This window comes from Pseudomonas capeferrum (genome assembly GCF_013523055.1).
Taxonomy (GTDB): Bacteria; Pseudomonadota; Gammaproteobacteria; order Pseudomonadales; family Pseudomonadaceae; genus Aquipseudomonas; species Aquipseudomonas capeferrum_A.
In genome coordinates this window covers 25708-48379 of sequence record NZ_JAAMQM010000015.1, presented here as the reverse complement: position 1 = coordinate 48379, position 22672 = coordinate 25708, and the positions used below count along the sequence as shown (strand labels likewise).

Sequence of the window (22672 nt, the reverse complement as noted above, 5' to 3'; positions counted from 1 at the left end):
AGTTTATTCCTAGAGGCCCGGCTTGACAAAGATGGCGGGGTTACTGGTTAGAATCATTTTGACCCATTGCTCAGTAGCTACAATTCTGGGCTGGAAGTTTGCGTCTTCCGCCCTGATTGCCGCCAGTTCTTGAGTGAGCTTACTGATGTTCTGGTCAACAAAGTCTGGTTTAATACCTTTGACTCCATTGAAGGTCTGATTGGCGGCATACAGTGCCGCCTCACCATATTTAAGGGCCAGCTCGTTGGCGATGATTGGTGCCATTTGCTCAGCAACTGTCTGAATGGCCCCTGGGAACTGTTGTACCTTTCTTATCAGAGCCAGCGCTGGTGTTTTTACAGAATTGATGAATTGTTTCTGTGCAGCGGTGAAGTCACATGAGTTTGTAGTGCAGTTTGTAAGTTTACCAACAATCGAAGTACTAGCTGTCCCAGTAGTCGCGCCCTGTGCGTAGCCAAACAGCATTTTGTTGGTGTATCCCAACGTGCCATCAAAGCTCAACGTCTTATTAGGGTTGATGCTAGTGCACTTGTTCCGGTCGTACCCGTTGTTGCAATGCAGGATTCTCAATGGGGTGCTGTTTGAGCTTGAGCCGTTTTTGAAGTTCATCAAAGTCAAAGTCGGGCTGTAGATTTGGCCAACCTTTGGCTTCTCAGAACCGTCAGAGTTCTTGGAAGAGCTGTCAGGAGCGGTCATTACCACTGCGCCAATCATGCTCATCACAACTTCATTAGCGAGGTTGCTGTCAGCTTCGCCAGTGTCGGGATTGCCCAGGTATTGGCCGGATGAGGTATCTGTCAATGCTTTCCATACTGGGTTGCCGCACTCCTCGCAGCTTCCGTCATTTGTGCCTTTGTCAGAACTGCTGTTTGGAGAGCTGAACAGGTCCGACAAACCAGCAAACAGATCAGAGAAAGAGCCAGTTGCTGCCGAGGCCGCCGTCGAAGCCTGGTCAACCATTTCTTTTCGGGCTGATGGGTCAGTGAACGATTTGACGATCGAGTTCGCCACTGCGCAGGTATTCTTCATCATCTGGTTCAGGGCTTGAAGTTTATTCTGGAAGTCCTGCATCAGCTTGCCCAGGGCCGGGTTAATAGCGTCAATGGCGGCTTTGAACGCAACACCAACAGCGTTTGCTGCGATTTGGCGGAACAGCGCAACTAGGGCGTCAGCGTTGATGAAAGAGAACGACCCCGCGAACATATCAATACCGCCACAACCGGCCGAGAATCGGGGCGGGTCGAAAGCTACCAGGTTAATGTTTCGCACCGGGCTTCGAAGGGCTGCGCCTCCGCCGACCATGCCGCCCCGGCTTTGGCTTGTGAATGCGCCCGCGCTCGTGCTGTTCGACATGAACATGCCGTCAAGCGCATCTGCAAGTCCAGCTGAAGCAGGTACTGAAACCATGGTAAGTGTTGCAACCAGTAATAACGAAACCAGCTGCTTAAATTTATTCCGCATTATTGCTGCCCCCCTCGTAGCGGCCTTCTAATTTGTCCTTTAGATATTTAACCCACTGCTTTGGATCATCACTTGCACCTTTTTGAGTGTCTTCGTTGGTCAAGACGCCTCGATCATAGGTATTGATTTTCTGGGCAATATCTTTCGGCAGTAGATTGTTGCTGTCAGCTGCAATGATGATCCGCTCCGCGAGCTGATCCTGAGCCATCATCCCTTGCGACACGATGTAGTAGTTGTTCGGCGGAACAACGAGAACAGTAGTTGGCGTGATGCGCAAGTTCAGGATGCTCGCTTGCCCAGTGTTTTTCTCGAACTCTGTAACATTCGGTAAGGGCTTGCCATCCATGGAAATGAACTTCGTGACAAATCCATACTCCTTGGCTAGTTTTTGAACGGTATTAACCTGAGGCCGGCAGAACTCGCACTTCGAATCGAAGAAAACCCACAAACCGCCGACTGTCGCGACATGTTTTAAAGCCTCGGTTACACCGGCCTGGGCATTCCGCAGGAAGAAGGGTTTCGTATATGTCGCGATAGGGACTCGGTTGTTCTCGTCCAAAAATGGATCGGCTGCCACTACACGGGTTGTCATCTCTGCATAGCGCTGGGACTTGTCCATGGCCACGCGCTGCGCGTAGAGGTACGCCTCAACGTTTTCCTTGCTAGGGTCGTCGATCGCGGCGTCCAACAGCTTCGGCATGTTTTCGCGCAACCACGAAACAGAAAACGGCTGGATCTTCGGTTCTTCGGCGGCCGTTTTTCCGGCGGGCGGTTTTGGCTCTCGTTGCATTAATGGCGGAGCCGGGGGGGTCTCTTTTGGATCTTTGTAGAAGAACCACCCTTCTGCTTTCCGCTCGATGAACCTCGGAGATCCACTGTCGGTATCCGCAGAGACAGCACTCGGCAAGGCAGCGATCGAGAACAGCGCCAATACCGAAATTGCTTTTGATAATCCTTTACGCGTACGCATACGTGAAAGGCGCTTGAATGGAGCTTTCATCAGATGATAGGCCCTACCTTGCCAATGATCAGCTTCGAATCAAGGAAGCCCCAGTAGCGACCGTCATAACTACGTGGCTCAGTCCCAATAACCAGAATCTTGCCGGCTGGTACTGTCATGACTCGGTCGAAATCGCCGGACTTCTTGCCCAGTTTTCCGATGAGGTCCAGCTCACCGATCAGTCGATCGCCGATGTATGCAACGTTGTTCTTCACGACCAGTTTGTCGCCCGGGAGGCCTGCGACCATCTTTCCGACGGTCTTCCCTTCAAAGTGCTCGCCCATGAAGCCACCTTTTGGCACGAAAGCGACGAAATCACCACGCTTGAGCTCGGCAGGCTGGCCATAAGTGATCATGTACAGGCGCCAGGGCAGGCAACGTACTGACGCAAGATCAACGCCGATCCGGTAGTCCTGGCGAAAGGTCGTAACAGCGGCAACTGCAACGATGAAAGAAGCGGCGATACCGATGAGCGAGTTTCGAAGAAATCGAAGCCGTGCCTTGTCTGACCGAAGGGCTTTGAGCGGGGACACCAGTCGAGACACCAGTGCTTTAGCGTTCATGCGATCACTCCAGCTCAAGGCCAAGATGCTGAGCAACTTGGACAGTTACGTTCATGCCTGCCGGGGCGTTCAAGGCTACCGATGAGTTGATAACCAGTACCCCTGAATCCGTGTACGCCTTCAGTACATTCTGGAGGTCTGTCACAAACGCGAGGCCGTCGGCCTGTGCTTGCTCGGGGCTCAATTCGGCCTTATCGAGGGTTCGCTTCATCTGTGCATTGGCGAGCTTTGTGCCGTCAACCAACACTACCTGAGCACCCACATTGAGATTCTGCCCGGCGAAGTGATAAGCCATGAAGCTGCTAAAACTGGATACAGCGAGGGCCACGATGACGCATGTCAGAAAGGAAACACCAGCAGGTCCTTGCTGGGCTTTGGTAGCTGGTGCTGGCTTCGTCCTAACCTGGTCGTCATCAGGGCGGATTTGTTCCCCTGCCTGTTGTTCTTGGCTATTCGCTGTATCAGTCATCTCGGCGTTTCCCTAATAGCGATGGAAAAAGATAGCGCTCTGCGCGCAGTTGTTTGACAAGCATAACACGTAGCACTACGACAACAGTATTAGATTGCAGCAACAAAAAGCCCGGCTGATGGCCGGGCTGAGCATTGCAGTGCATGCGGTGCGAGCTGGAGGTGCGGATAGCTTGCTGGCTTCTCTACGCCGCGGAGCTTTGGCGGGCCATGTAGTTGTTCACTGCCTCCACCGCATCGACGCCACGGTCAAGATCGTCAAGAATCTCGTTGCGCGCTGCCCCTTTCGAGGAGAACGTCACGTTGTGGAATTCATCCACAACAAGACGCACGATGCCCCAATCGGTTTCGCTGCGTTTGACCATGATCTCGCTGTACTTGCCAGGCATTGTGTGAACTGACTTCAGCATGTGAGCACCGTAGGGTTCGATCTTGAACTGCTTGCTGTCGATGGCCGAGTCGATCGATTCGGATTTTTGCTGCAGGATAAACTGCCAGGCCGAGTTCGCAGCGATAGCTTCAGTGTTTTTCGACGCGTAGACGTCGCCGATAGCCTGCGTGACCACCAGCACTGCGCCGTCTTCTTTACGCGCCTTGCGGTAAGCCGCAACCATCGCCTTGGCCATCATCGGATCATCGAGCATCTCCCAAGCCTCATCGACGATGAGGATTTTTTTCCGGCCCCGCTCACCCAGCTGAGCCTTGTACATGTCGTGGTTGATGCGGGAGATCAGCTGCAGCAGCACTACCTGTTGAAGAGCCGGCCGCCCCTTGAGGTCGCTCAGCTCCATGCAGATGAACGCATTGCTCATATCCAGGTTGTTCTCACCATCGAACCACTTGGTGTATTGGCCGCCGGCGAACGGGAACAGCTGGCGCCCTAGTCGCAAGCACTCCGGGTCGTCCGACTGATTGATGAACCACTCCGCAACTGCAGTGATGTTCGCTGCGTTGCCATACTTCTCCCAGGTACTGGTGATGGCCTGTTCAACGCGAGAGAGCTGGTAATCGTCAAGCGTGTCCTCTGGGGCGGCCATTTTGGCGATGGTGGCTTTGAGGATGTCCATTTCCTCGTGCAGGTCTTCGACGTGCGTGAACGGGTTGAGGCACACATCCGACTCAGGCTTGAACTCGATGAACTCGCCGCCAACCATCTTGCAAAGCTTCAGGTAACTCCGGCCGGCGTCGATCACCCACAGTTTTGCACCAGCAGCGAGATAGTCGGCGGCGATTTTCTGAGTGAAGAACGACTTGCCAGCGCCGGCCTCAGCAAAAATGATTCCGCTGTAGTTGGTGCTCGATTCATACAAATCAATCAATGCCGCCTGGCCGCGGCGGGTGAGCATGAGCATTGCTCCGGCCATGCCGCTACCAGTCCACTCGCCAAGGATTGGCAGGAATTGACAGGCATGCCGAACTGCCATCGTATGGAAGCGATAGAGGTTCTTGACCCCTTCTCGCGATGTGTTGAGTGGCAGCAGGTTGTTCCAGAGCGCTTCCAAGATTCGGCGATCTTCCCTGAGCTCGAAAGCAAGGGATGTGTAATAAGCCTGCAGGCCTGCGGACAGTTTGTTCAGGCGCTGCTTATCCCTTGAGAACAGGAAGATCGTGAAGTTTACTTCTACGATGATCGCACCCTTACCGTCGATCTCATGGACCAGGGTGTCGATGCCCTTTTTCTTGTAGCTGAGGATGGGGATCAGGTGGGCTGTCGGTCCAAAGACCTGGTGATTGATGATTGAGGACGTTTGCTTGACTTCGTCCTTCTTCACGACCTGATCCGGATAGTGGATGGTCAGCACCATGTAGTACGGGTCGGTGATCTGGTTCGAAAGACCGTTCGGGTCCCCGATCATGTGGTTCATGATTGCGAGGCTGGTTTTCTGCGGGAAGTGTTTGACACTCAGCGCCTTCGCATAATGGGCGCCGTCATTGAAATTGATGGTCGACGGATCATCATAGTTGATGGAGTCGCCAGGGTAGTAAACCTGATCCTTGATCAGTTGATCTTCATCGTAGTGAGACCGAGGAGCATCCCAGAGCTTCGTGATTATTCGCATGAGCACTAGGTAGCCCACGGCATCGAGCTGGAACAGGTTCAGGGACGCTGCTTTAAGCGCTTCCGTGACACGGTCGGCCGATTCCTTCGTTGCCGCAATGTCTGCGTCATCCGGGCTCTCGTTACGGCACGGGAATTTTACTGTCACGATGACGCGCTGACGATTCAGCATCACACCGCTCCGTTGAACCAACGGGGTATCGATGCCACCGGTGATCAGATTCGCGTGCTGCCGAGAGAGGGCCTTGAGGATCGGGTTCAGCGCAGGTTTACTGTTCAGATAGGCATCGATGTATTCACCGACATCGGGGCTTCCAAGCATAGCGATCTGAATGAAGGTGCCGGGCGCGAAGTTCATGCTCAAGGCAGACTGGAGCTTGTCAACGGTTGAGGAGCTGGCGCCTGTCAGGGCATCAGATACAAAACATGCCCCGAGGTAATGTTCATTTCCATCGGAGCAAAAGAATACCTTTGAGTCGGGATCGATAGCCCTGACATTGAGTTTTTTTTGAGGGGTGGAGGTTCTATCCCCTTTGATCGTCGCTTTCGAGGCTGCCATTTCACTGTTCGCCATATGTGGTGGTTGAGTAGGCTTGGAAGGCCTGGAGGGCAACCCGCAGGCAGAGCCAGTTGAAAAGGCGCACTAGCGACCTAGTGCGCCTTGAGAGGCGTTACAGCGTGGCGGTGAAGATGTTGGTCAGCACGCCTGGACCAACGCTCGCGGAGAGGGCTACAGCTACGCCGGTCACAACAGCCATGACCGACTGCTTGACCACGCCGATTGCCAGGCCGGTACCCAGGGCACCCAGGGCAAAGACTTTACCCAGGGAGCCAGTCATCCAACCGTCGAGGCTGGTGACGATCTCGGTGAAGGTGGAGTCGGAGCCAGCTGTCACGTCGACGGCGACAGCCAGGCCGACAACAGCCATGCTCAGCAGTGCACGCTTGTCGATTTTCTTGAATGGAGCAGCGGCTACTGCGTTGGTTTCGATTTGTGCGATTTGTGCGGTCATTGTGTAGCTCCCAGTGTTATCAGTTCAGATTGATGTCAGTTGTGGATGGGATTGCGGACGATGTAACTTGCGGTCCGTAATTGGTTGGTTCTGCAGCAACGTTTTCCGATTTAGGTGCGGCAACGCTGACTGGCGGTACAGCGGTTAACTCAAGGTGAGGGACAACCATGCCTTGGCCTGAATATTCGGATTTCCCGAACGACCAAGTGCGTGGCTGGATCTCGGTAAAGAGGTAGGACGGAAAGTGCAAATCGTCTTTGCTGTCGATCCATGGCGCAATCCAGATGCGCATGACCTGGGCTGGAACTCGGACTGGTCGAGCAAGTTCTGCAACAGCTGGCCCTGGCATACCGTTTGATACTTTGAGGTTATGCTCAGAGCCGGCAGTCTTTCCCATGTCGTCACCGTACTTCACGTTCGGCGCCTTCTGACCAATTGGCATGTCACTGTCAGTCAGCGCTGGACTCTGTTCAGTGGACTTGTAAACGGCCATTGGCGACTTACAAATGATGCCTTGTGGCATGCCGGGGCATGAGAACTCGTCTTCGCCGGCAGTATTCAGCCAGGACGAACAACCACTCAGAAGAGCAATAGGCAACAGCGCTGCGACTAATGCAGTACGTTTCATGTAATTACCTTTCATCATTTCAGTTCGATCCCTTTCACCAGCATGATCGTAACTTTACGGCCGGCGTCGATCTCAACCACCGGAGTCATTTCGCGAGCCATCTCCATATAGAATTTGGCAATTTCATTCGCGGAAGTAGAGAACCCTTTAGCCACACCAGTTTGCAGAATGGTCGAAGTATCAGCACTTTGGGTTTGTGTGGTGCTATTGTCACCCAAGCTCAACTGCGGGATTGTTTGTGGTGTCATGCCTTGTGCGAGCCCCGAGAGACCGCCGGCAACCAAAGTTTTGGCAATCATTTGGCCCTGCTTGGACACGAGACGGCCACGCATACCGACCCGCCCGTCCTCGCCAACGATGTAACCTTCCATTTTCCCTTCGATGATCTTTCCGTCCTTGCGTACGCAAGAGAAAGTTTCGGTTCGAAGCATGGCGCGTTCGCTGGACAGAACACCGTAGCCTGAAGCGAGCGCAAAACATTCTTTGACATCGACGCTGTACTTGTTTGGAAGTACTGCGTCAGACTTGATTCGCAGTGTTGTCGGCACGGGGTTTTTCTGCGTTGTAGAGCTGGTAGGAGCGTCCATACCGTTCAACAGCACTCCCTCGAAGAACGATCCGGCTGGCATAGCCGGGGTCGGCTTCTCTGCTTGCTTCGGTGCCTCATTGCGGGACGTTTGAGTGCCGCCAGTAACCCGCAGGGTTGCTGCCTTTGGTTTCGGCTCTTGTAGAGCTTCACCAGTGGCAGTGGCGCCTTCATAGCCTGGCAACGCACTATTCAGTGCTGGCGCGTTACCGCCCTTGTTCAGTTCCAATTTCTCCATCCGATCACCCAAACGCTTCAGCTCGCGAAGCGTGTCCTGGGTAACTGGGTCTGGCCGTTGCCCCCGCAGCCGTTCTTCTTCGAGTGCGCGCAGTCGATCATCTTTACGATCTTGATCCATCTGCTTGATCGATCTGCCGAATTCATCTAGACGCTTGTTCTGAACAGCCAACATAGCCATGATCTGCTCGGGAGTATTGTTATCTCCACGAGGCAATAGCAGTTTGGTATCAGAGGTCGCGTCGGTTTTCGAATTATTCTTAGGCTTGTCATTACCAACAATGACAGACCCAACGATCATCAAAAAGCCTAAAAGGCCAATAATTGCAATGGTAGATCGAACGCCAGGGCTAAGATCCTGCCACTTATCTTTCAACTGGTCCTTGATAGCCATGCTCAGTTCCCCGTTGCCGACTTATCAGAGACGATGAAAACATCAGTGGTCATACCGGCACGAAGGGTGGCGGTCGGGAAGAAAGACACGGCACGGACGCCTTCGCTGTAGAAAGTGCCTTCATCAAGATCAACATCGGTTTTTGATGTTCCTTGCAGGCTGTAGCGATAAATATCGTACTCTGGGCCGGAGTAACGCACCTTAGGATAGGCAATCACATTACCAATGTTCGCAGCCGATGCTGGGAGCAGACCTTCGCTGAAACCCTCAGGCGCTTTGCCAAGAGCTGCTTCTCGTAGCACATAACGAATGGTATCGGTGTAGTTGTTGCTGTCTGGCGCATGATTTTCTGAGGCATGCCCACCAGTTTCTGCCATTGGCTTGTCCAGCTGCAGAGTAATTGTCTGCTGTGGAAGCTCCTTCGGAATCAAGGTCAAAGAGATAACCGGGTCGTTTGGATTGGAACCTGTCACGTAGAGTGCGACAGGCTTATCCTTGGTTTTCATCGTCGCATAAAGCGATTGACCAATCTGGTTAATATCCAAATCATCTGGTTGTTGGTCAACAGCTTTAGGCGAAGCGAACGGAGTAGAAATCCGGTTCGGCAAGATGTTCGAAACGTAAATAACTTCGTTCCGGTCTGAACTCACGCGAACAACCTGGGTGCGCGAATCTGATTCGGCACCCGGCATTACACCTAAACCTGGCAGAGGCTGCGCTTCGACAGGTTTGACACGTTTAGCTGCCGTAGGAACGGGTGGCAATTTGACTTCCGCCATCCCATCAGCCCATGAGATGGATGCATGGATGGTGGCCAGCACGACTAGAGCAATGGCTGAGCGTTTCACTGAAGCGCCTCCTTGGTTGGTTCTGCTGGCTTAGGCGGGTGAGACTGAAGCCACTTGAGTGTTTTGGGGGTGCTGCCTGGGTAATGGTCCATGCCCGTGATCCATGGGCGGCCCGCACGCATCTCGATGACGTACTCGACCACTTGGTAGTCCTGTTTAGGCTTGCCGGCTGCGCTGCGTGACTCCATCGAACCGAGAATGAAAACCTTCTTGGATTCCTTTTCGTAGCTGATGTCAGTGGCGTTCCAAGACACGGAGCCGGCGTTCGTTGCGAACACGGGATCGTTGGCCAACACGAACATCTTCTTGCGAACGTCTGCGTAGATCTTCGGATCAACGAAGGCGCTTACAGAGTCGGCGATGAAGTTCACGTTCTTGGGCGTGACATTTCCCATCAGGGTCGAGGCATAAAGACCAAAGGACTTGATGTATTCGTCGTCCGCGTTGTTCCAGCCAACTTTCACCGCCTTGTCCAGGTTCGGCGGCACCAAACGCGTGGTTTCGTGCTGCCCCATTTGGTTGAAGGCGAGTAGCAGGACCGCTACCGCAAGGCAAGCGTTCGACAAGGTCTGGAAGTTTGTGAGGCTTTTCAGCCCTTCCATCGTTTTCTGCATTTTCTTGATCTTCATTCCGGCCCCTGAGCGCTATCAGATACATAACGCGTACAGATAAATTGATTCGAAAGCTTTAGTAGAAGTAGTCGCGCTTCGAGGAGTCGTCGTAGTGCTTGTTCAGCGCCATGACTCCTGCCTCGTAGCAGAGGTGGTGCAAAACACCGTCCAGTGCACCACTCTTGAATCGCTTAAACCGCTTCACTGCATACCAGCCGCCGGCGAGGGAAGCGATGGTTGCCCAGCCACCCAGTGCGATACCTGCGCCCAAGCAGCCAATGAAGATCGCAGCCTCATCAATTTCCCAGAAAAGTAATTGCACCTGGCTGTCTACGTACCGGGGGATATCGATCTCTTTCACAGAGGTTTCCCCGCGGCTTTCACGATGTCGACTTCGACCCGACGGTTCATCGAGCTGTCGGAGCTCGAAACAGGATCGCGTTTGCCCCGGCCGTAGACCTTAATGTTTTTCTTCTTAACACCCTGCCGGATCAGGTAACGCGCAGCTTCGATGGCGCGATTCTCGGACAGGCGCTGGTTGTAAACCGCCTCACCCACTTCGTCTGCATAACCGATCAAGGTAATGGTGCTGCCGAGGCGGAGAGCGTCAGCGATGACGTTCTTCAGCGGCCACCAGCCCGTCGGCATGGTTTTGTCGAAATCAAAATAAAGTGTGGCGCGTGTGTGGCGGGCTTCCTCGGCCACCCTTGCGTCCTCTGCATCGAGCAGAGCCTCTTCTGCCGGCATAAGAGCGCGGGCCCTGGCTGGCTCAGTCACAGTCCAGATCGGGGATTCGGCTTTTTGCTGGGTGTCGCGAATGGATTCAACAAGCGCGTGGCCAGCGTGCGCGGGCTCAACCGCAACGCCATAGCTATCTGGAACCACTACCTGTCGCACATCAACGGCACCCGCGGTGCTTGCTGAGAGCGCAAGCGTTGCAAGCAGAATGGCTCTGTTCAAGGTGTTCATAGGGTACTCGTTGGTTTGAAATGCGAATTAACACGTAGCGATAATACAGATAGTTGGCTTTTTGTTGCAACCGTCCTCTTGTGGCGCCTAAAATATAGCGACGTGTTACGTATTGCAAACGCTTTTAGAGCTTTCGCGGTCTAGCCCCCACCTTATCAGCAGCTGTGCTTCATACCCCTGCATTAGGTATTCCCTCTTTGCAGAGTCGTAGGAGTCAAAAATGCAAACTAGAACAGACGCAGCATCCCACCAAGGCTCGGCCAACGGCGAATCGCTTTGGTCCAGCCAGGGCCAGGCCGCGGCTTCTATCGGCCTGGAGGTGTGGAACAAGGTTGAGAAAACCAATCCTGATGAGACCAAGTCCTTCAACAAGGGTGGCTTCCAGGGGACTGCGATCGCGCCCATCTATCAGATCAAGCGTGCTACTGAGGTTTTCGGACCTTTTGGCCTTGGCTGGGGTGTCGAACTGATAAGTGAGGCGTACGTGGACGGAAAACCGTTCGTGGTGGATAGCCAGGTAGTTGGTAAAGAGGTCATTCACAAGGTGTACGTCGAGCTGTGGTATCTCCAACGGGGTTTCCGCGGTTCAGTGAAGCAGTTCGGCGCGACCACCTACATCACGCGAGATTCCTACGGAATCATCAGTAGTGATGAGGATCACGCCAAGAAAAGTCTCACAGACGCGACCTCAAAATGCCTTTCGTTGCTCGGTTTCAGTGCTGATGTCTTCACTGGCAAATTCGATGACACCAAGTATGTCGAGGGTCTCCGCGAGGAAGCCCAGCAAGGTCAGGTAAACGAATCAGTTGGAGGCACAACAGGTGCAGCCGAGACTGTTCAATCAGATACCCAACAGCAGGCATCTACGCAACCGCCAGAGAAATCTCGGTACCAGAAATACAAGGATCAGCTGGATCAAATTGCTCAAACCGGGCAGGCCGTAAAGGACGTGCCAAGCGTTCGGACCACCATTGAGCAGGACACGCTCCTGTCGCAGATGGAAATCCAAACGCTTCTGCAATCCCCGCTGCTGCGCTTACCCGCAGCAGAGAAAGACAATGCGCAGGCTTCAGCGTCTGGCGTGTTCCTCTAACCCCACAACCCGGGCGCCTCACGGTGCTCGGGTTTTTTTGTGCGTAGCTAAAGGCTCACTTCCATGAGTATGGATCAGATACTTCGCTCGAAAATCGGTGGCTTCAAAGACACCCTAGCACTCAGTTCAATCGGTGCGGGAGGCCTGCTGACATCACCTTTCTTCAGCTCGGTGCCGGCCACCCTCCCCCTTGCCATGGGGGCTGCGGGCTCGGCATACATCGGCAACCGTGTTTTTGATTTCTGGAAGAACCAGCTGCTCCTTGAGTCGAAGATAAACATCCGGTCGGCTACCGATCTGGCGCACGGTGATGGCTTGCTACTGGGCTTCACTACTGACACGGGCCAGCCTGTACGTGTCCCTGATGAAGACTTCATGCGACATGGATTTATCCTGGGCCAGTCCGGCGTCGGTAAAACCGTATTGGGCAAGCTGATGATGTTCCAGCAAATTCAGCGTGGCGGCGGCTTGACGTTTATTGACGGCAAGATGAATGCGGACGACATTCAAACGATCTACCAGTACTGCGTCTGGGCGGGCCGCGAGCAGGATCTGCTGATTCTGAATCCTGGTAACCCATCGCTCAGCAACACGTACAACCCCATCCTCCGGGGTGACCCGGATGAGATCGCCGCACGCATCCTATCCATCATTCCGTCTACCGAGAATAACCCTGGCGCCGACCACTACAAACAGTCGGCGAACCAGGGCATCACCACTCTCGTAGCGGCTATGCAAGCTGCCGGCCTCGCTTACAACTTCATCGACTTCACGATTCTGCTGATGAACCACAAGGCGATCGAGGAGCTGGAAACATTGCTGAAGAAGACCCAGCCTCACAACCCGGCGACCAAGAACTTCTCCCTGTTCCTTGAGCAATACAAGATCGGCGGAAAGCCGGGTATGGAGAACGTTGTCGACATCAAGCGGATGAAGGAAACGTTCGGCGGTCTTGCCGGCCGGATGTACTTGTTCGGTACGGGGAAATTCGGTGACGTGATGAACACCTACGCCCCCGAAATCGACTTGTTCGAAGCAATCCGGGCGAAGAAGATCATCTACGTCGCTCTCCCGACGATGGGTAAAAACGAAGCCGCCTCGAACTTCGGCAAGATGTTCCTGGGCGACCTGCGTACGGCTATCTCGTGGATCCAGGCGCTGCCTGAAGAGGACCGGCCTAACCCCCCGCATTTCAATTTCATGGATGAGCTGGGCAGTTACGCCGTTCAGTCGCTAGCACGCCCCTTTGAACAGGGGCGCAGCGCGCAGATGGCACTGTTCCCCGCAGCCCAGACCTTGGCCAACCTGGATGTGGTTTCCCCTGACTTCAAAGAGATGGTCATCGGTAACACCTGGACCAAGATCTTTTTCAAGATCGGTACCCAGGCCACAGCCGTTGAGTGTGCAGACCTCATCGGCATGAAAATCGGTATCACGAAGTCATTGAGCGGTACGCAGAACGAAAGCAGTAGCACCCCCCTTCTCAATGTGGCGCCAGAGGGTGGCACCGGTGCCGCCGCCGGCATATCGGTCGGTGAGCGAGAGCAGGAGGAGTACAAGGTCTCGCCGGATGACCTCAAAGCGCTCGGTAAGGGGGAATGCATCATCCAGTACGGCGGAGACCAGATCTTCAACGTCCGGGTGCCGATGATCAGCATCGACAGAAAGCTGCAGAAAGAAATCGGCCCTATTCGAATCAACCACTTCCGCAGGCCGTCCGTTAAGGGTGCGGACTTCTTCAAGAACAGTGACAAGTACCTGGGTGGCAGCGGGCTGCCCACTGGTGGGCGGAAGAAACAACAGGAGCAGCTGAGAGATGAGTAACGTAGAACCTAAGGGCGCTCATGTTGTGCCCGGGCATACCCTTGTGCTCGATGAGAGCACTGAGGGCCAGGGGCAACTGATCAGGGAGGTGATTCAGCGACGCATTGCAGCCGGCGCTGCGGTCTTCGTGGTCGGCTCATCGGTCGATGAATCACTTTTGGGAGCGATGATCGGCGCCAGCACTGCAGTTGGTCGGGGAGCTGATCTGCTCATCGTGAATCCTGGTAGTCCCGCCTTGAGCCATACCTACAACCCGGTGCTGCACACAGCACCTACCAAGGTCGCGAGCCATGTCTTGAATTTCCTCGCGGATCAGGATGCGACGGCAGGTCACGATTCAACCCCAACCGCAGCTCTTGTTCGGGCGATTGTATCCTCGCTGCAGCTCGCTGGCCTGCCCTACTCGTACCTTGATCTAGGTATGTTCGTGATGAAGCCTGACGCTATTTCAGCGCTGATCGAACACATGGCCACTGCATACCCTCGTTCAGTGCAGCTGGGAGCCCTGCAGCAGGCCTGCAAGGCCTTTCAGGATGATGATGGCGACATCTGTGCGGTAAAGCTGAAAGGACGCTTCTCGGGCCTCGCTGGGAGCATGTGCATGCTCGGCGCCGGTAGAGCGGGTGAAGTGTTCAACAGCTACCAGCCTGACGTCGTGCTGCACGAGGCGCTGGTAACACGAAAGATCGTGTATCTCGCAATTCCCTACATCGGCCGAGGCCAGGCTGCGTCCAATCTCCGCCGCATCGTGATCTCGAACCTGGCGGATGCTGTTCTGCGGTCGATCGGTGAGCCTGGTGCACCCACTGCGCTGGCTGTGTTCACCGATCCAGGTGGTTGCAATGACCCGAGCATCGAGCAGCTGCTCTCGCCACAGACTGAGCAGGTGATGAGCGTATGGGTTGCAGCTGGTTCGCTCGACGATCTTGGGCGTGAGTCTCTGGATCTGCGCGAGGCCTGCCTGAGTCGAGCTCGCAACCTGGTTCTGTTCAAACCTCAATCCGAGCCGGCAGCGCAGGTCTATTCCCAGCTGTTGCCTATGGAGCCTGAGCAAGCCCAGGGCACAGGGGATGTGATGCAAAAACTCTTGTCGATGGGCACCACCGACTACGCGATTGTTTCCGGCGAGCACCAGGTGACCTGGGCGAGTGTGGCCACCCCGGGTGAAGTGAGGTTCGCCACAGCGGCCGACATCAGACGGCCGGCCAGGCGCCAGCATGCCCGGATGACTGGCGCAGACCAATTCACGCAAACAGTTCCGGTTTAAGGGTGGTGCCAATGAACGAATTCACTGATATGCCCCTGGGCAACGAGGAAGAAAATGATGTCTTCGGATCTGAGCTTCTATCTGACGATTCTGGCGGTCTTTCTGATCCTGGCGATGTTCGTAACTGGCTTGAGAGCTTTGATAGCGCCAATCTTTTCGAAGGTCTTGACGCCTTCGATCTTGATAACGCTGCAGACGATGCTCAAGTGGATTTTCTGGGGACTGACGAAACTGTGGTCGAGTCATATCCTTTTGCTGAAGAACTTGGGCTCGCCGCACTCAATAATCTATCGAACCTTGGAGCGCAAAGACGAAAACTGAAGAAGGATGAGCTGCGCCGGCTTGATGAAGAGGATTTCGAGGACGGCGTAACGCGTCTCGCGTTTCGCATCATCAAGGCCAACGTCGAAGCCTTGTTCGCGAAGAAGCTACCGACCGACGTGTACGTTACGGCTGCGCAGTGGGTGTTCGGGCCTACTCTTGGCGACTGGGCATTTGATAAGTGCTGCGAGGTGCTTGGCGCTCGTAAGGACGTTATCCGCCTGCGGATCCACTACGAGTTCTGGCGTCGCTGGTACGTGTTCCCTGTCGAGTTCCCTTTCATGATCGACCCTGTGCCTGAAGCTGTTGCGGATGAGATCTTCATTCTGGCCGGTGATGAAGGTTTCGATCTTGCCCGGGTAGCATGGGGGCAGCCTGGCATTCGATCGGCTGACCTATTGGCACTGGCATCCCGTAACAATGTCACAGAGGCCTACCGTTCGGCCCTGGAGCGGCTGAGTGATCGTTACATGTTGAGCCAGCAGAATGACTGCTGGTACCTCACCGGCCGTAACCCAGCACTGAGGGCCGTGGACCTGGCTCTGTTGCCCCACAAGCCCTTGGTTAATCAGATCTCCTGGTCCAGCATGTTCTAACCAAGTGAAGAGGAAGCCAGGCTCTCGATTGCGCGGGGGCCTGGTAATACCCTACCCACGCCAGACTCTCACATCCCCATCATCTACATGGATGAAGCCAGTTCCATCGGGATAAAACCCCACCCCGCCGCCACCTAGATACAGGGCAAGACGTCGAAGGTAATCAACCGGAATACCTGGTACCGTGAGATCGCATGCACCGCCACGGAGGTGTGCTGAATGCTTCTTGCCACCCACCTTTTTATTGGTCGACTCCTCCCGATAGCCTGAAAGTACTATGAGAGGTTTGTGTATGCCGTTGATGGAGAACCAGCCCTGTATTCCGCACATGATGTTCAAAAGTGGGACGGAAATCTGTACGGCCTGTCCGGTGTGAACATCGCGCATCAGCCGACATATCGGATCATAACCGGGCCATACAAGAGCCCCCTTATCGAAGTAGACCTTATCGACCTCCTCCCATTTACCAGGCTCGACCTCACGCTTCAGCCAGAGACGTCTCGGTTGATCCCAGAAGGTGCTGGCGATTGAGAGTAGCGGTGTTGAGGAGGCGGCCAAGCCGAGGGCGTAGTGTAGGAATGATCGACGATCCAAGGGAGAGCTCCACTATCTGTGAAGCAGACTCTATCACTGCATGCAGCGTATGTGTACGTGTTATGTATGGATTTGTGATTTATACTTTAATCGAGTAGCCCTAGGGCTATTCGTCCTCGTTCACCCGCTGCATGAACCAACTCGTTTCTGCACTTTGTTGGCGTATCATTGGGACAATCCCACCCTCAAAATCATCCGCGCTATGACCGGAGAGACAGATACTGAGCAGGGTGCAGAAATTACCCCCATGATCTTCTAGCGCTGGGTGCCCCTGGTGGATGTTCTCAACGAGATTATTCAGATTCAGAAGCTCGGACACGCTTGTGCATCGGAAGTTGAACAGCAGGTCTTGCCACTCGCCCAATTCAAAGTGGTAGACGCTGCCCGCATGGCAATAGGTGTGACCATCAATTTCCTTCATGACTGGCCAGCGCATCAACATCAGAGCGGCTTCACCAGGAAAATCCTGGGTAAGAAAATCTCCCAAGCATGCTGCTCTCTGCAGGCGCAGGGCACGGTCTATCGGTGCATCTGGCGTCGCGGGTGATCGAGACAACGGAGTAATGTATACCGGAACCTCCCCGAGAATGTCGTCGTAAATTTCAAAGGAGGGCTCGTCGATATCCGGGGTATCGTCATCAGCGAGCTCATACTCCCAACCGAGGGCATCAAAGACCTCGCACCAAAGAAACGGCTCTGTGTCACCGCAAAGAGCTAGTGCCAATTGTGTCCGGTTAGGCTCACATTGCAGCTCGAAATGTTCGGGGTTGCCTGGTGCAGCGAAAAACTTGAGTCCGTCATCCTCTGGTAGCTCATTGAGGAATGCTTCAAATGCCAGTCTCTGTTCAGTGCTGACAGCGAACTCATCTGACTTCGAGAAAGCCTTGAGCGGCTTTCCCGAGGTGGGGTTGACCACGCTTAAGATAAAAATCGCGAGGGGGGGATCGAGTTGGTGCACTCCAACCAAGACCTGCATGTGATGCTTAAGTCTGGCCTGGACAACTTCCGAATCAACCTTCTCGTCGACCAGTGAGGGTGGAAGAGCTTCAATGGCGTAACTCATGATGTCCCAGCTACCGAAGCCGCACAGACTTGCGAGCATCGCTGCCACCTTATCCTTGGGCAGCTCTGCTCCGCAGCTGCATATGTCAACCCAGTCACGAGCCCGATCAATCGAACTCAAAACAAATGGCTCTTCGTGCATGGGAGGGCTCCGATCAACTAAAGGTATGCAGGTTGATCTCAGCGTAGCGGATGTCTCAACGGGAGTAGTCCTACCGATCGTTCCATTGCAATCACCACCCAATGCGTAGGCATAAAAAAACCCGGCAAGAGCCGGGTTTGGGGGGTTAATTTAAGAGCCCTCGCATGTGCTTGAGCTGCTCGTTTAAGTCGCCGACCCGGTTGGGTGGATTGAAGGTTCCAAGGTTGGCTTCAAGAGCCTCTAGCACTGGCTTGAGGTTCTCTGCAGCCTTGAAGCCCGGCTTATCAGGATCGAGCGCTTGAAGCACGTTCTTCTTGGCCATCATGTTGAACCATTCAGGCTCCCAGTTCTCACAACCAGGTAGCGCAAAGATCGTCCTTTTCGAGCCCATTTCGACGGCTGATAACATGTCGATAGGGCCTTCGACGATCATGAACTCACTCTCAGAGCCTTCCCAAATCCAAGGAGATTTTCCGCCGTAACGCATGGCCTTCTTCTCCCCTTCTTTGGGTTCACGCATAAGCCTGAACTCTGCAGCACAGTGCGATTGCGACCGAAACCACAGTGGCCGAAATGCACAGGCTGGCGCCTTCTTTTCGGGGTTCCACAGGCCAGCTTTCACCATCAGTTCCTGCCCTGCGACCTCAGTCAAGAAGCCCTTGGCTTCCATTGGGTTGTTCGGGATGGTGATCAGGATGCCTCGATTGCAGGCCTCTCGTGCTACACCCTCGGATATACCCCGGCCAGCAAAGTACTTCAGGGCGTCATTCGACGGATAATTGCGAGATTCGGCGACCCGTTGCAATACCAGCGCAAGAGCACTGTCATCGCGTTGGATCGCGTCCATGGGCTTCGGCGGAATGTAGTGCTTAAGCAGCTCCACGTCGGCGCTCATGAGTTCCAGGCCAGCCTCACGATGTGATTTTTCCCAGTAGTAAGCCGCCGCAGCGACCACGTCACCTTGCTCACCGCACGAGTAGCAAAGCCACCCGCCATTTTTTACGCTGATTTTCACCGAGTGAGCGGAAGAAGCTCCGCACCCAGGGTTTGGACAGATGTTGTACCGGATAGCACCTGCTGACGGTCTCGCCTTCGCACCGAGCATGTGCTCGAAGAACCAGTCGAGCGGGACATTATCTCGCACATACTCAAAGTCGACCTCATAGGCGACTCCATTAGCATCGCGCTTGTATGGTCCATTAGTTACTGACATTTTCTGGTTCTCCAGATGAAAACTTGATGCTTTGTGATGCTTCACGCCGGCCTGTAAACCTCAGCCCGCGGCCGTGGCCAGCAGCCGAGCCTCATCCCATATATCAATGTCTAGCTCCCGGGCAGCTTCGAGTTTCGAGCCTGCTTCTTCGCCGGCAACGACGAAACTGGTTTTGCTTGAAACCTTGCTGGAGACCTTCCCCCCTGCTCCCTCGACCAGGGCTTTGGCAGCCTCTCTGCTAAGGGTTGGAAAAGTGCCAGTGAGGACGACGACCTTGCCCTTCAGCGAGGTTCCACTGATGGCAATGAAGTCGTTCGGTGTGGTGATCACGGCTAGGCGATCCGCCTCAGCACCGAGTGTTGAATCCTCGAAGAATCGGGTGATGTTGGTGGCGGTACCGTCTCCAACATCCGCGGTGGCCAGCAGTTGCGCGTATGTCGCTGCGCGGAATGCTGACCAGGACCCGAACTGCGCCGCCAGAGCTTTGCTGGTGGCCTCGCCGACACCCTCGATCCCCAGCGAGAAAATGAACCGCGGGAGTTCAGGAGCCTTGGAGCCCTCAATGCCCGCGATCAGGTTCTTCGCGGAGACCGTCCCAAACCCCGGGAGCGGTGCGACTACCTTGTCGTTCAGGCTGTACAAGTCGGAGGGCATGCTGATCAGGCCGGCGGCGACCAGAGTAGAGACCGACTTGTCGCCCAGGTTGTCGATGTTCATTCCCAGCCGAGAGCCGAAGTGAGCGAGCTTGCCCTGCTTCTGTGCTGGGCATTTGATGCCACCTGGGCAATACAACTCGACGGCGCCCTGCAGGCGAACTAGGGGGCTATCGCACGACGGGCACTTTGTCGGCATCACATAGCGGGAGAGGGACTCATCGCCGATCGAGGGCACTGTCCGAACGATCTCCGGTACCACATCCCCAGCTCGGCGAACGATAACGGTGCTACCGACCTTGATGCCCTTGGCCTCAATCTGATCAGCGTTATGGAGAGTGGCGCTGGACACCACTACACCTCCGACTCGCACAGGTTTAAGCTTCGCCACAGGGGTTGCAGGCCCAGTTCGGCCGATCTGCACCACGATGTCTTCGACGATGGACACGGCCTCTTCTGCCGGATACTTAAACGCAATGGCGAAGCGGGGGGTGCGATTGTTCCAGCCAAGGCTTTCTTGGTCGGCAAGGGAGTTGACCTTGAATACGACGCCGTCGATGGCTACTGGGAGGTTGGTTCGATTCGCACCCACCTCATCGTAGAACCCTTTGATGCCATCCCAGCCGCGGACCACGGTCGTTTCAGGGGCGATGCTGAATCCGAGCTCAAGCAAGCCCTCAATGATCTTCCACTGTTTGGTTGTCTTGAACGCAGGCGTGCCATCGAGCTCCTGGGCTCCATACGCGTAGAAGGACAGCCTCCTGGAGGCAGTCACCTTGGGGTCCAACTGGCGCATACTGCCGGCGGCGCCGTTGCGGGGGTTGGCGAGGGTCTTCAAGCCCTGGCTCTTGAGGCGCTCATTCACGATCTCAAAATCGCTATTGAGCATGACAACCTCGCCACGAACCTCCAAATCAATGGCCGCAGGGAGGGTCAAAGGCAAGTTCAGGATGGTTTTGGCCTGTGCCGTTACATCCTCCCCGGTCGTACCATCCCCGCGGGTGACTGCGCGAACCAGGACGCCAGCCAGGTATCGCGCCGAAAGCGCTAAGCCGTCGTACTTCAGTTCAGCGGTGAACTCGATGTCCGCCGGCTGTGACAGCTCATCCAGCACAGAGCTTGCAAATGCCCGTGCCTCTTCCTCGTTCATGGCGTCCTTGAGCGACAGCATTGGCACATCGTGTGGTGCTTGGACGAACTCCTCCAGAACCCGGCCACCGACCCGCTGCGTTGGTGAGTCGGCGGTAGCCAGATCTGGATACGCAGCTTCCAGTTGCTCCAGTTCACGAAACAGGAGGTTGAATTCTCCGTCCGGGATCGTCGGGGCATCGAGTCGGTGGTACGCATCCATGTGTCCAGCGACCTCTGCACGGAGTTGAAGAAGGCGTTGCTCAACCTGGGCGAATTCAGACATGGTTTTTCCACTGGCAGGATAGGTGTGTGCATGATTATAAATCTGCCAGTATTATGCGTACATGTTTCTTTTTCGTGCGCCAAATTGTGCTGGCGGTAAGCCGGCCAGGAGTGAGTTGCATCATGTTTTCGAACCTTCACCTCTACCGGATTACTGAGCCCTGGGGCTTGTCTACGGCCGACCTTGCGAAACGGCTGGAAAAAAAGGCTTTCACCCCTTGTTCGGGTAGCGTCACCAAAACCCAGGGGTGGGTGGAGCCCCGCGTGGGCGGTGGTCTCGTGCTTGAGGTGCAGAAACAGATCCTGCTGAATCTGTGCTTTGAAGAAAAGAAAGTCCCAGAGCCGGTGTTGCAGCGACACGTGGCAAAGAAGGCGGCCAAAATGCTCTCAGAGAAGGGCTACAAGCCCAGCCGGGACCAGCTGAAGGCGATGAAGGACGAAGCGTTTATCGAACTTCTGCCCAGGGCATTCGAAGCACAGAGCACGGAAAAGGTGTGGATCGATACCGCGGCGGGGCTGATCGGCATTGACTGTGGCTCACCGGCGAAAGCCGATGATGTTGTCACTCAAATCCATGATGCCATCGATATACCCGCATCACTGATTCGGACCTCGATGGACCCCTCCTCTGCGATGGCCACCTGGTTGATGAACAACGAATCCCCTGACGAATTCACGGTCGACCGTGAAGTCAACCTGCAGGGGCTGGACCTTGAAAAGTCAAAGGTGGGTTACGCCTCGATCAGCCTGGAGCGAGAAGAGATCCGCCAGCATCTACTGGAAGGTCGGCGGCCCGTACGATTGGCCATGACGTTCAATGAAGAGGTGTCTTTCGTTTTGACGGACAAGTCGACCCTCAAGCGCATCGTCTTCCTCGAAAACGTGAATAAAGAGATTCCCGATGAGGAGGATGAAGAGGCCGCATTCGGTGCAATGTTCCTGACTTACGCTGGCGTGCTGTCAAAGCTCGTGCCCGCTCTAATGGAAGCGCTCGGCGGCGAGGAGGCAGCACAGGGGTAATCAGATTTGTAGATGCGTGATGTGCATTACCGGGTACTAGGCAAACGCAAGGCTTAGCCACTCAACCCGGGAGAATGACCATGAAACTGACTATCGACACCGATGTTTGCAAACGTAAGGCTCAAGCTCTGTCGCTTGAACTCGCTCTGTTCATCACCGCGTGCTGCATGCGCTTGAAACTGCTCTGTGAGATTGCTGTGATGCTGGCAAAGGCCGGTTACTACAGGATGTTCTTCTCGCAAATCTACACCACCAGCAACATTGATGTTGACGGTTTCCGTAACGTGTTCGAGCTTGAAGGTTATCCAAGCGTCACGCCTGGCCATGTGCGCTTGCAGTATCGCCAGACGGTGAACGGTCACGAGAAGGCTCGCACCAGCATGCTGGTTACTGTGCAGGAATGGGATGCAGTGGCCCGCCGTGTGGCATTCGGTTCTGGGCGCTTGGCGCAAGCCGATTAACGTTTTACAGCACCCGGCCTCACCTGAGGCCGGGTTTTTTATTACTCGCCGTACAGCGCGTCCCATGCCTCTTGGACTGCTTCGTCCGAGGCGTCGCTGAGCTCACCCAGGCTGACGGTCGCATACCCACTGGCATGTTTCACGAGAAGCCCAGCGCGATGCCGGGCTTGATCGTG

22 protein-coding genes are annotated in these 22672 nt (G+C 54.9%); 6 read left to right on the top strand and 16 right to left on the bottom strand.

Annotation, left to right across the window (positions count from 1 at the left end; genetic code table 11):
- Positions 1-9: 9 nt before the first annotated feature.
- The 12 genes from G7009_RS17530 to G7009_RS17475 form a co-directional block, all read right to left on the bottom strand.
- A complete protein-coding gene (locus G7009_RS17530) occupies positions 10-1461 on the bottom strand; it encodes a conjugal transfer protein TraH (RefSeq protein ID WP_060515499.1) in 1452 nt (483 codons plus the stop codon).
- Positions 1451-2461: a conjugal transfer protein TraF gene (gene traF, locus G7009_RS17525; RefSeq protein WP_256213818.1), complete on the bottom strand. Its 1011-nt coding sequence runs from the start codon at positions 2459-2461 to the stop codon at positions 1451-1453. The genes G7009_RS17530 and traF overlap by 11 nt, the downstream gene beginning before the upstream one ends.
- Positions 2461-3024, bottom strand: a complete 564-nt coding sequence (locus G7009_RS17520) for a S26 family signal peptidase (protein WP_060515498.1) — start codon at positions 3022-3024, stop codon at positions 2461-2463. The genes traF and G7009_RS17520 overlap by 1 nt, the downstream gene beginning before the upstream one ends.
- 4 nt (positions 3025-3028) lie before the next feature.
- Positions 3029-3493, bottom strand: a complete 465-nt coding sequence (locus G7009_RS17515) for a hypothetical protein (protein ID WP_060515497.1) — start codon at positions 3491-3493, stop codon at positions 3029-3031.
- Between the two features lie 184 nt (positions 3494-3677).
- The gene (gene traC / locus G7009_RS17510; protein ID WP_060515496.1) at positions 3678-6110 is read right to left on the bottom strand and encodes a type IV secretion system protein TraC; all 2433 of its coding nucleotides are present in this window, start codon (positions 6108-6110) and stop codon (positions 3678-3680) included.
- A gap of 112 nt (positions 6111-6222) precedes the next feature.
- Positions 6223-6564 (bottom strand): TraA family conjugative transfer protein, encoded by a 342-nt coding sequence (gene traA, locus G7009_RS17505; RefSeq protein WP_060515495.1) that lies wholly within the window; start codon positions 6562-6564, stop codon positions 6223-6225.
- A 19-nt stretch (positions 6565-6583) separates the two neighbouring features.
- Positions 6584-7192 carry a type IV conjugative transfer system lipoprotein TraV gene (traV, locus tag G7009_RS17500; protein WP_082425847.1) on the bottom strand — a complete coding sequence of 203 codons (609 nt, stop codon included), beginning with the start codon at positions 7190-7192 and terminating at the stop codon, positions 6584-6586.
- 14 nt (positions 7193-7206) lie between these two features.
- Entirely contained in the window at positions 7207-8409 is a 1203-nt protein-coding gene (locus G7009_RS17495; protein ID WP_181131292.1) for a TraB/VirB10 family protein, read from the bottom strand.
- Positions 8410-8411: 2 nt separating this feature from the next.
- The gene (locus G7009_RS17490) at positions 8412-9257 is read right to left on the bottom strand and encodes a TraK domain-containing protein (RefSeq protein ID WP_060515493.1); all 846 of its coding nucleotides are present in this window, start codon (positions 9255-9257) and stop codon (positions 8412-8414) included.
- Complete coding sequence (locus G7009_RS17485; RefSeq protein ID WP_181131291.1) at positions 9254-9886, bottom strand: TraE/TraK family type IV conjugative transfer system protein; 633 nt, start codon at positions 9884-9886, stop codon at positions 9254-9256. Before G7009_RS17485 ends, G7009_RS17490 begins: the two co-directional genes overlap by 4 nt.
- A 58-nt stretch (positions 9887-9944) precedes the next feature.
- The gene (gene traL / locus G7009_RS17480) at positions 9945-10229 is read right to left on the bottom strand and encodes a type IV conjugative transfer system protein TraL (RefSeq protein ID WP_023383785.1); all 285 of its coding nucleotides are present in this window, start codon (positions 10227-10229) and stop codon (positions 9945-9947) included.
- Positions 10226-10837 (bottom strand): OmpA family protein, encoded by a 612-nt coding sequence (locus tag G7009_RS17475; RefSeq protein ID WP_060515491.1) that lies wholly within the window; start codon positions 10835-10837, stop codon positions 10226-10228. Before G7009_RS17475 ends, traL begins: the two co-directional genes overlap by 4 nt.
- Before the next feature lie 220 nt (positions 10838-11057).
- On the opposite strand from G7009_RS17475, the gene G7009_RS17470 reads away from it, so the two are divergent.
- The 4 genes from G7009_RS17470 to G7009_RS17455 all read left to right on the top strand — a co-directional run bounded on the left by G7009_RS17470 (position 11058) and on the right by G7009_RS17455 (position 15938).
- Positions 11058-11930: a hypothetical protein gene (locus G7009_RS17470; RefSeq protein ID WP_060515490.1), complete on the top strand. Its 873-nt coding sequence runs from the start codon at positions 11058-11060 to the stop codon at positions 11928-11930.
- A gap of 63 nt (positions 11931-11993) precedes the next feature.
- Positions 11994-13754, top strand: a complete 1761-nt coding sequence (locus G7009_RS17465; protein WP_060515489.1) for a type IV secretory system conjugative DNA transfer family protein — start codon at positions 11994-11996, stop codon at positions 13752-13754.
- A complete protein-coding gene (locus tag G7009_RS17460; RefSeq protein ID WP_181131290.1) occupies positions 13747-15021 on the top strand; it encodes a hypothetical protein in 1275 nt (424 codons plus the stop codon). The genes G7009_RS17465 and G7009_RS17460 overlap by 8 nt, the downstream gene beginning before the upstream one ends.
- Before the next feature lie 11 nt (positions 15022-15032).
- On the top strand, positions 15033-15938 hold the full coding sequence (locus tag G7009_RS17455; protein ID WP_060515487.1) for a hypothetical protein: 906 nt from the start codon (positions 15033-15035) through the stop codon (positions 15936-15938).
- A gap of 51 nt (positions 15939-15989) precedes the next feature.
- Here G7009_RS17455 and G7009_RS17450 read toward each other — a convergent pair whose 3' ends face one another.
- From G7009_RS17450 to ligA, 4 genes are all read right to left on the bottom strand, one after another.
- Positions 15990-16532: a YcbK family protein gene (locus G7009_RS17450; protein ID WP_082425846.1), complete on the bottom strand. Its 543-nt coding sequence runs from the start codon at positions 16530-16532 to the stop codon at positions 15990-15992.
- Positions 16533-16638: 106 nt separating this feature from the next.
- The gene (locus G7009_RS17445) at positions 16639-17736 is read right to left on the bottom strand and encodes a hypothetical protein (protein WP_181131289.1); all 1098 of its coding nucleotides are present in this window, start codon (positions 17734-17736) and stop codon (positions 16639-16641) included.
- A 145-nt stretch (positions 17737-17881) separates the two neighbouring features.
- Positions 17882-18994: a toprim domain-containing protein gene (locus tag G7009_RS17440; protein ID WP_256213817.1), complete on the bottom strand. Its 1113-nt coding sequence runs from the start codon at positions 18992-18994 to the stop codon at positions 17882-17884.
- Between the two features lie 15 nt (positions 18995-19009).
- The gene (ligA, locus tag G7009_RS17435; protein WP_181131288.1) at positions 19010-21016 is read right to left on the bottom strand and encodes an NAD-dependent DNA ligase LigA; all 2007 of its coding nucleotides are present in this window, start codon (positions 21014-21016) and stop codon (positions 19010-19012) included.
- Between the two features lie 26 nt (positions 21017-21042).
- Between ligA and G7009_RS17430 the strand changes: the two genes are divergently transcribed.
- Positions 21043-22035 carry a recombination-associated protein RdgC gene (locus tag G7009_RS17430; protein WP_256817004.1) on the top strand — a complete coding sequence of 331 codons (993 nt, stop codon included), beginning with the start codon at positions 21043-21045 and terminating at the stop codon, positions 22033-22035.
- Positions 22036-22115: 80 nt separating this feature from the next.
- The gene (locus G7009_RS17425) at positions 22116-22496 is read left to right on the top strand and encodes a hypothetical protein (protein ID WP_060515481.1); all 381 of its coding nucleotides are present in this window, start codon (positions 22116-22118) and stop codon (positions 22494-22496) included.
- Positions 22497-22672 lie beyond the last annotated feature (176 nt).